Genomic DNA, 5,794 nt, shown 5'->3' with positions numbered 1-5,794 from the left:
GCCGGGCGCGGGCTCCCCCCGGGGCGCCCCCCCCCCCCCCCCCCCGGGGGGGGGGGGGGGGGCCCCCCCCCCCCCCCCCCCCCCCCGCACGAGGTTGCCTGGGGGGCTCACCCCCTCCGTGAACCCCTCACCCCTCCCGCTGCGCGAGAATGTCGTCGAGCGTCTCGCGCACGGCTTGGCGTGCTGCCACGCGGGAGCTGGCGGCGCGTTGCTGCTCGTGGTTGTCCGCGTCCTCGACGCGCTGCATCTCCTCCTGCTCCCGTTCCTTGGCCTTGTCGCGTGCGGATTCCAGGGCATCCCAGATGCTGTTTTCACTCATGCGTTCATTCGACCACTTGCCACGGGACGCGACAACCGTCTCGCGGCAGCGAATTTCGGGCGGACCCCTTCCAGTCTTGAACCCGCCGAAAAGCTCCGGTGTAGGACCCTGGTCACATAAATAATCGCGGCCACTGTTCCGGGTGCTCGTATGAGCGGGTCCCGGGGCAACGGCACAACTTCCCTGATCCAGAGGTTGTCACGTCCAGCACGACCGAAGGTCCCACGGACCATACCGCGGAGCATCCCGCGGCCCGAGAACACGACCCCCGCAAGGCCTGCAAAGCGCTGATCGGTGCCTACGTGGGCACGTCCCTCGAGTGGTACGACTTCTTCCTGTTCGGCCCCACCGCGTCCATCGTCTTCGCGCCCTTGTTCTTCGGCGGCGAGGACCCCGCGCTGGCCGTCCCGCGGTTCGTGCAGGGCATGGCGGTCCGCGGCGAATGGGGCGGCGCCACCCTGCTGGCCGTGGAGAACGCCCCTGAGCACAAGCGCGGTTTCTCCAGCGCGGTGGTGCAGCTGGGTTCGCCCACCGGCACCATCCTGTCCTCCATGATCGTGGCCGCCGTGGTGGCCCTCGCGGACAAGACCTCCCCGTCCATCGTGGAGGCCGTCGGCTACGCGATCGCCGCGCTCGTGACTTTCCCCATTTTCTGGCTCGTGGATACCCGGGACACCGCCCTGATCACCGTGGCCATGATCCTGGGACTCGGCTTCGCCTCCATCCCGTACGCTCCCGTGGGCACCGTCCTGATCCAGTTGTTCCCGGTCAAGGTCCGCTAGTCGGCCATCGCGCGCGCACCCCGGAGGGTGCACCCGTCGTGGATGCGGGTGGGCGTTACCTCATGCCGGGGCTCATCGAGTCCTACGGGCATCGCGGGATGTATGCCTGCCTGGCCATGAAGGCGGGCTGCAGGCCGTCCGTGACACCGCGAGCGAGCGACGTCGTCAAAGCGATCCGCGAGGCCGCACAGGAAGCTGAGGCGGGGGAGTGGGTGCGTGGGTGGGGCTACGACGAGCACCGGATGGACGGGCCCGGACGACCTGCTGGCCGGGAGGCGGGTGGCCCTGGCCGACTTCTCCGCGTGGGGGATCACCACCGTCCACGACATGAGCAGCGGCCCCCTGGAAATGGGCGCCTACCAGCGGCTGCACACCGCGGAAGAGCTGACCACGCGCTTCCGGCCGCGGCCCCCATGGTTGGGCGTGCCCTGTGCAGTGGGCTGCGGGGGGCGATCCACGGGATCGGGGACCGCGCCGTGAGGCAAGTCTTGGACCTCATCGCGGCGTCCTCGACCGCGTTCGTGTAGGAGCTCGGAAATTCGCACATCAATAATTTGGGCCAGGAGCGCGTGAACCACGACGGTCGCATCGTGCACCGGGGGCGGGTGTAGCGCCGTTCCGGTCTGTCATGCGGTGACGGCGCGGCGTTCCAGTGCCGACGCCGCATCCGCGCGTCATTCGCGAGCCCGCACCAAAGTCTGAGGCACGCCGAGGCTACCTCACGGGGTCGAACGTGGCCTCGGCGTGCCCGAGAACTTCCAGCGGTGGGCGTTACAGTGTCCGGCCCGTCACTTCACCGTACCTTTGGGCTGCGGCGGGGTGGTGCCCTGCCCCGTGAAGTAGGCGATCACGCGCCCGTCGGCCTCCAGGACGACGTCGCAGATCTGATTCCTGCCGAAGCTCACCCGGCGCGTGGCGATCGCGGTGATCACCTGGCCGCTGTGCGCGGGAGCCGTGAACGTGATCTCGGCGTTGCGCGTGAGGATGGGGGAGCCGGCGGTCGCGCAGCAGTACGCGAGCGTGGTGTCCGCCAGGGTGAACAGGTATCCGCCGTGGCAGACACCGTGGCCGTTGGCCATGAAGTCGGACACGGTCATGGACATGGTCACTCGGCCCTGTTCGATCTCACCGAGGTCCATGCCCAGGTGCAGGGGTGCGGGATCGTTGCGCAGGATCTCGTGCAGGAGTTCACGGATGGCGGTCATGTCGGTGGGGTCTGCGTACACGGTCACCCTTCGGTGCGGGGCCTGGCCGGGCCTGGAGGACCACTCCCGGGTACGGGGTGGGGCGATACGAGAACACTCTAGAGTGCGGCCACCACTGGGCGGGCGCGTCCGATTTCTGACAGGCTGGCAACGGCTCCCGCGTCCCGTCGGTGCCGTCCAATGACCAGGAAGGGGTGGCACGTGAGCCGTGTCCACGAAGTCAAGGTCCAACGGCCCTTCCGCGCCGTCGAATCGGCCATCGGGAGCCAGGACCTGCCGGAGGTGGCGCGCTTGCTCGCGGAGCTCACGGTGGGGGAGGTCGTGGACCTGTTGGAGCGGCTGGGAGTGCGCCAGCGCGCCGTCGCCTACCGGGTGCTGGCCAAGGACCGCGCGGTGACCGTGTTCGAACGTCTCGACGCGCCGCTGCAGCGCGAACTCGTGACGGGTCTGCGGGACGAGGAGGTCGCGGGCGTCGTCGAGTCCCTGGACACCGACGACCGCGTGAGTCTGCTGGACGAACTGCCTGCGGCCCTGGCCACCCGGCTGTTGAAGGGATTACCGCTCTCCGAGCGCGAGCTCACCGCGGCGGTGCTCGGCTACCCGGAGAACTCGATCGGGCGGCGGATGAACCCCTCGTACGTCACGACCCACCCCGACCTGACGTGCGCCGAGAGTCTGGAACGGGTGCGCGGGGAACTGGAACGCACCCGCAATGTGTACACGGTCATGGTCACGGATCCGCAGCGGCGGCTCCTGGGCGTGACTAGCCTGCAGCGACTCATGGCAGCCCCTCCGGACACCCTCGTCTCACAGGTCATGGAGGAGGCGGACCGGGTGTCCGCGACGGAACCCCGGGAGCGGGCGGCGCGCCAGTGCGGGGCCCTGCGGGTGCTCAGCCTGCCCGTCGTGGACGACGAGGACCGCCTGGTGGGCGTGCTCACCGTGGACGACGCCCTGGACATTCTCGAGGACGCCGAGTCCGAGGACCAGGCGCGGCTCAGCGGTTCCGAGCCGTTGCGCAGGCCGTACCTGTCCACCCCCGTGTTCCGGCTCGTGCGCTCGCGCGTGGTGTGGTTGTTGGTGCTCGCGGTCAGCGCCGTGCTCACCGTACGGGTGTTGGAGACGTTCGAGTCCACCCTGGAACAGCTCGTGGTGCTGTCCGTGTTCATCCCGCTGCTCACGGGCACCGGCGGCAACACGGGTAACCAGGCGGCGACATCCCTGACCCGCGCGCTCGCCCTGGGGGATGTGCACACCCGGGACGTCGTCAAGGTCATGCTGCGCGAGATGCGCGTGGGACTGTGTCTGGGGCTGTTGTTGGGCGGACTGGGATTCGTGATCGTGGGGTTGATCTACGGGTGGGACATCGGCGCGGTGATCGGGCTGACACTGCTGGCCCTGTGTACGTTGGCCGCCACCGTGGGGGGATGTATGCCATTGATCGCACGCGCCATCGGGGCGGACCCGGCCGTGTTCTCCAACCCGTTCATCTCCACGTTCGTGGATGCCGCCGGGCTCGTGGTCTACTTCCTGATCGCCCGGGCGATGCTGGGGCTGGCCTAGAGCGGGAGCACCCCCAGGCCGGAGCCATTCACCCCGGTGCCCGGAGCGCCCTGCAACGCCGCAGTGGTCAAGCCCTCCGAGTACACCCCGCTGTCCGTGCTGGGCCTGATCCACGTGCTCAACCAGGTGCTCCCGGCGGACGTCCTGCACGTGGTGCCCGGCGGCGGCGAGGTGGGCAAGGCGCTGTCCGAACACGACGGTGTGGAGAAGATCATGTTCACCGGCTCCACCAAGACCGGCCAGGCGATCATGCGCTCGGCCGCGGACGGGCTCGCACGACTGACCCTCGAGCTCGGGGGCAACGATGCCGGTGTGGTGCTGCCGGACGTGGACCCGCAGGCCATTGCCGGGGACCTGTTCTGGGGTGCGTTCATCAACACGGGCCAGATGTGTGCCGCGCTCACGCGCCTCTACGTCCACGAGGACGCCTACGACTCCGTGTGCGAGGCGCTCGTCGGCGTGGCGCAGCAGATGCCCATGGGCAATGGCCGTGAGGAACAGAACGTCCTGGGTCCGCTGCAGAACAAGCTGCAGTACGACAACCCGTTGGTGGGCCAGGAGCAGAAGGGCTGCGGCAACTCCTCCGGCGACCCTTCTGAAAGCCTTCCTCGGGAATGGTGTGCGGGGGAAGGATGTTGTGGGTACTGACTAAGTACCAACAGCTTTCGACGAAGGGAAACATATGCCCACCCTGTTCGACCCGATCACCGTAGGAAAGTTCGAGCTCGCCAATCGTGTGGCCATGGCGCCGCTGACCCGGATGCGTTCCGACGCGGACGGTGTACCCAAGGACATGAACGTCGAGTACTACTCGCAGCGGGCGTCCGCGGGCCTCGTGGTCACGGAGGGGACGTTCCCGGCCGTGACGAGCCGCGGGTTCTGGGGTCAGGCCGGCATCGAGACCGCCGAGCAGGCCCAGGGCTGGTCCCGGGTGGCGGACGCCGTACATGAGAAGGGCGGCGTGATCTTCATGCAGATCATGAACGCCGGGCGGGTCTCCCACCCCGAACTCACCGGCGGCCCCCTGCCCGAGGCCCCCAGTGCGATCGGTGTGGACCAGGCGGTGCACGTGCCCAGCGGCAAGCAGCCCATGCCCACGCCCCGTGCCCTGGAGACCGACGAGCTGCCCCGCATCAAACAGGAGTTCGTCGCCGCGGCCCGCCGCGCGGTGGACGCCGGGATCGACGGCGTGGAGATCCACGGCGCCAACGGCTACATCCTCCACGAGTTCCTCGCCCCGTCCTCCAATCACCGCACCGACGAGTACGGCGGCTCCCCGCAGAACCGGGCACGGTTCGTGATCGAGGTGGTGCGCGCCGTCGCCGAGGAGATCGGCGGGCAGCGCGTGGGGCTGCGGATCTCGCCCGAGCACAACGTCCAGGGCGCGATCGAGGACGACCACGACGACGTCGTGGCCACCTATGACGCGTTGCTCACCGGTCTGCGCGGACTCGACCTCGCGTACCTGTCCGTGCTGCACAAGGACGTGGACGGGGAGTTCGTGCGGGACCTGCGCCGTGACTTCGAGGGTGTGTTCTACCTCAACAGCGGCTTCAGCGTGGTCACCGAACTCGAGGAGGCGGAGCACATCATGAGCGCCGATCTCGCGGACGGCGTGGTGGTGGGCCGTGAGCTCATCGCCAACCCGGACCTGGTGGAGCGCTGGCGTGACGGGCTGGAGCTGAACACCCCGGATCCCACGACCTTTTACGTGGGCGGACCCAAGGGGTACGTGGACTACCCGTTCGCGAAGGTGGCGGCCCGGTAGGCACGGGTTCCTTCAGGAGGGTGGGGGGCGGGGGGGGGGGCGGGGGGGCCCCCCCGGGGTTTTTTTTGGGGGGGGGGGCCGCACCCCCGGGCCCCCCCGGCGCCGGCGGCCCCCCCGCCGGTTAGGAGAAAAAAAACCAAGAGGGGGGGGGGGGGGG

General features: G+C 69.0%; 6 protein-coding genes and 2 pseudogenes. 6 read left to right on the top strand and 2 right to left on the bottom strand.

From position 1 onward, the window contains the following. Positions 1-127 precede the first annotated feature (127 nt). Complete coding sequence (locus A5728_RS09990) at positions 128-319, bottom strand: hypothetical protein (RefSeq protein ID WP_035965649.1); 192 nt, start codon at positions 317-319, stop codon at positions 128-130. Between the two features lie 302 nt (positions 320-621). Between A5728_RS09990 and A5728_RS09985 the strand changes: the two genes are divergently transcribed. The 3 genes and pseudogenes from A5728_RS09985 (at position 622) to A5728_RS14830 (ending at position 1,581) form a co-directional block, all read left to right on the top strand. After that, entirely contained in the window at positions 622-1,101 is a 480-nt protein-coding gene (locus A5728_RS09985; protein WP_064846887.1) for an MFS transporter, read from the top strand. Positions 1,102-1,163: 62 nt separating this feature from the next. Beyond that, positions 1,164-1,304 (top strand): annotated as a pseudogene (locus A5728_RS14835) (hypothetical protein); the annotation flags it as partial. 13 nt (positions 1,305-1,317) lie between these two features. Next, on the top strand, positions 1,318-1,581 hold the full coding sequence (locus A5728_RS14830; protein ID WP_064846886.1) for a hypothetical protein: 264 nt from the start codon (positions 1,318-1,320) through the stop codon (positions 1,579-1,581). A 308-nt stretch (positions 1,582-1,889) separates the two neighbouring features. Here the strand turns inward: A5728_RS14830 and A5728_RS09975 are convergent, their stop codons facing one another. Next, positions 1,890-2,306 (bottom strand): PaaI family thioesterase, encoded by a 417-nt coding sequence (locus A5728_RS09975; protein ID WP_231885612.1) that lies wholly within the window; start codon positions 2,304-2,306, stop codon positions 1,890-1,892. A 201-nt stretch (positions 2,307-2,507) separates the two neighbouring features. On the opposite strand from A5728_RS09975, the gene mgtE reads away from it, so the two are divergent. From mgtE to A5728_RS09960, 3 genes and pseudogenes are all read left to right on the top strand, one after another. Then, positions 2,508-3,869 (top strand): magnesium transporter, encoded by a 1,362-nt coding sequence (mgtE, locus tag A5728_RS09970; RefSeq protein ID WP_231885611.1) that lies wholly within the window; start codon positions 2,508-2,510, stop codon positions 3,867-3,869. A gap of 54 nt (positions 3,870-3,923) precedes the next feature. Next, positions 3,924-4,478, top strand: a pseudogene (locus A5728_RS09965) (aldehyde dehydrogenase family protein); the annotation flags it as partial. A 73-nt stretch (positions 4,479-4,551) separates the two neighbouring features. Continuing rightward, complete coding sequence (locus A5728_RS09960) at positions 4,552-5,637, top strand: alkene reductase (RefSeq protein WP_064846884.1); 1,086 nt, start codon at positions 4,552-4,554, stop codon at positions 5,635-5,637. Positions 5,638-5,794: the final 157 nt, after the last annotated feature.

Source organism: Kocuria sp. ICS0012 (assembly GCF_001665945.1).
Taxonomy (GTDB): domain Bacteria; phylum Actinomycetota; class Actinomycetes; order Actinomycetales; family Micrococcaceae; genus Kocuria; species Kocuria marina.
This window is presented reverse-complemented; position numbering and strand designations above follow the sequence as displayed.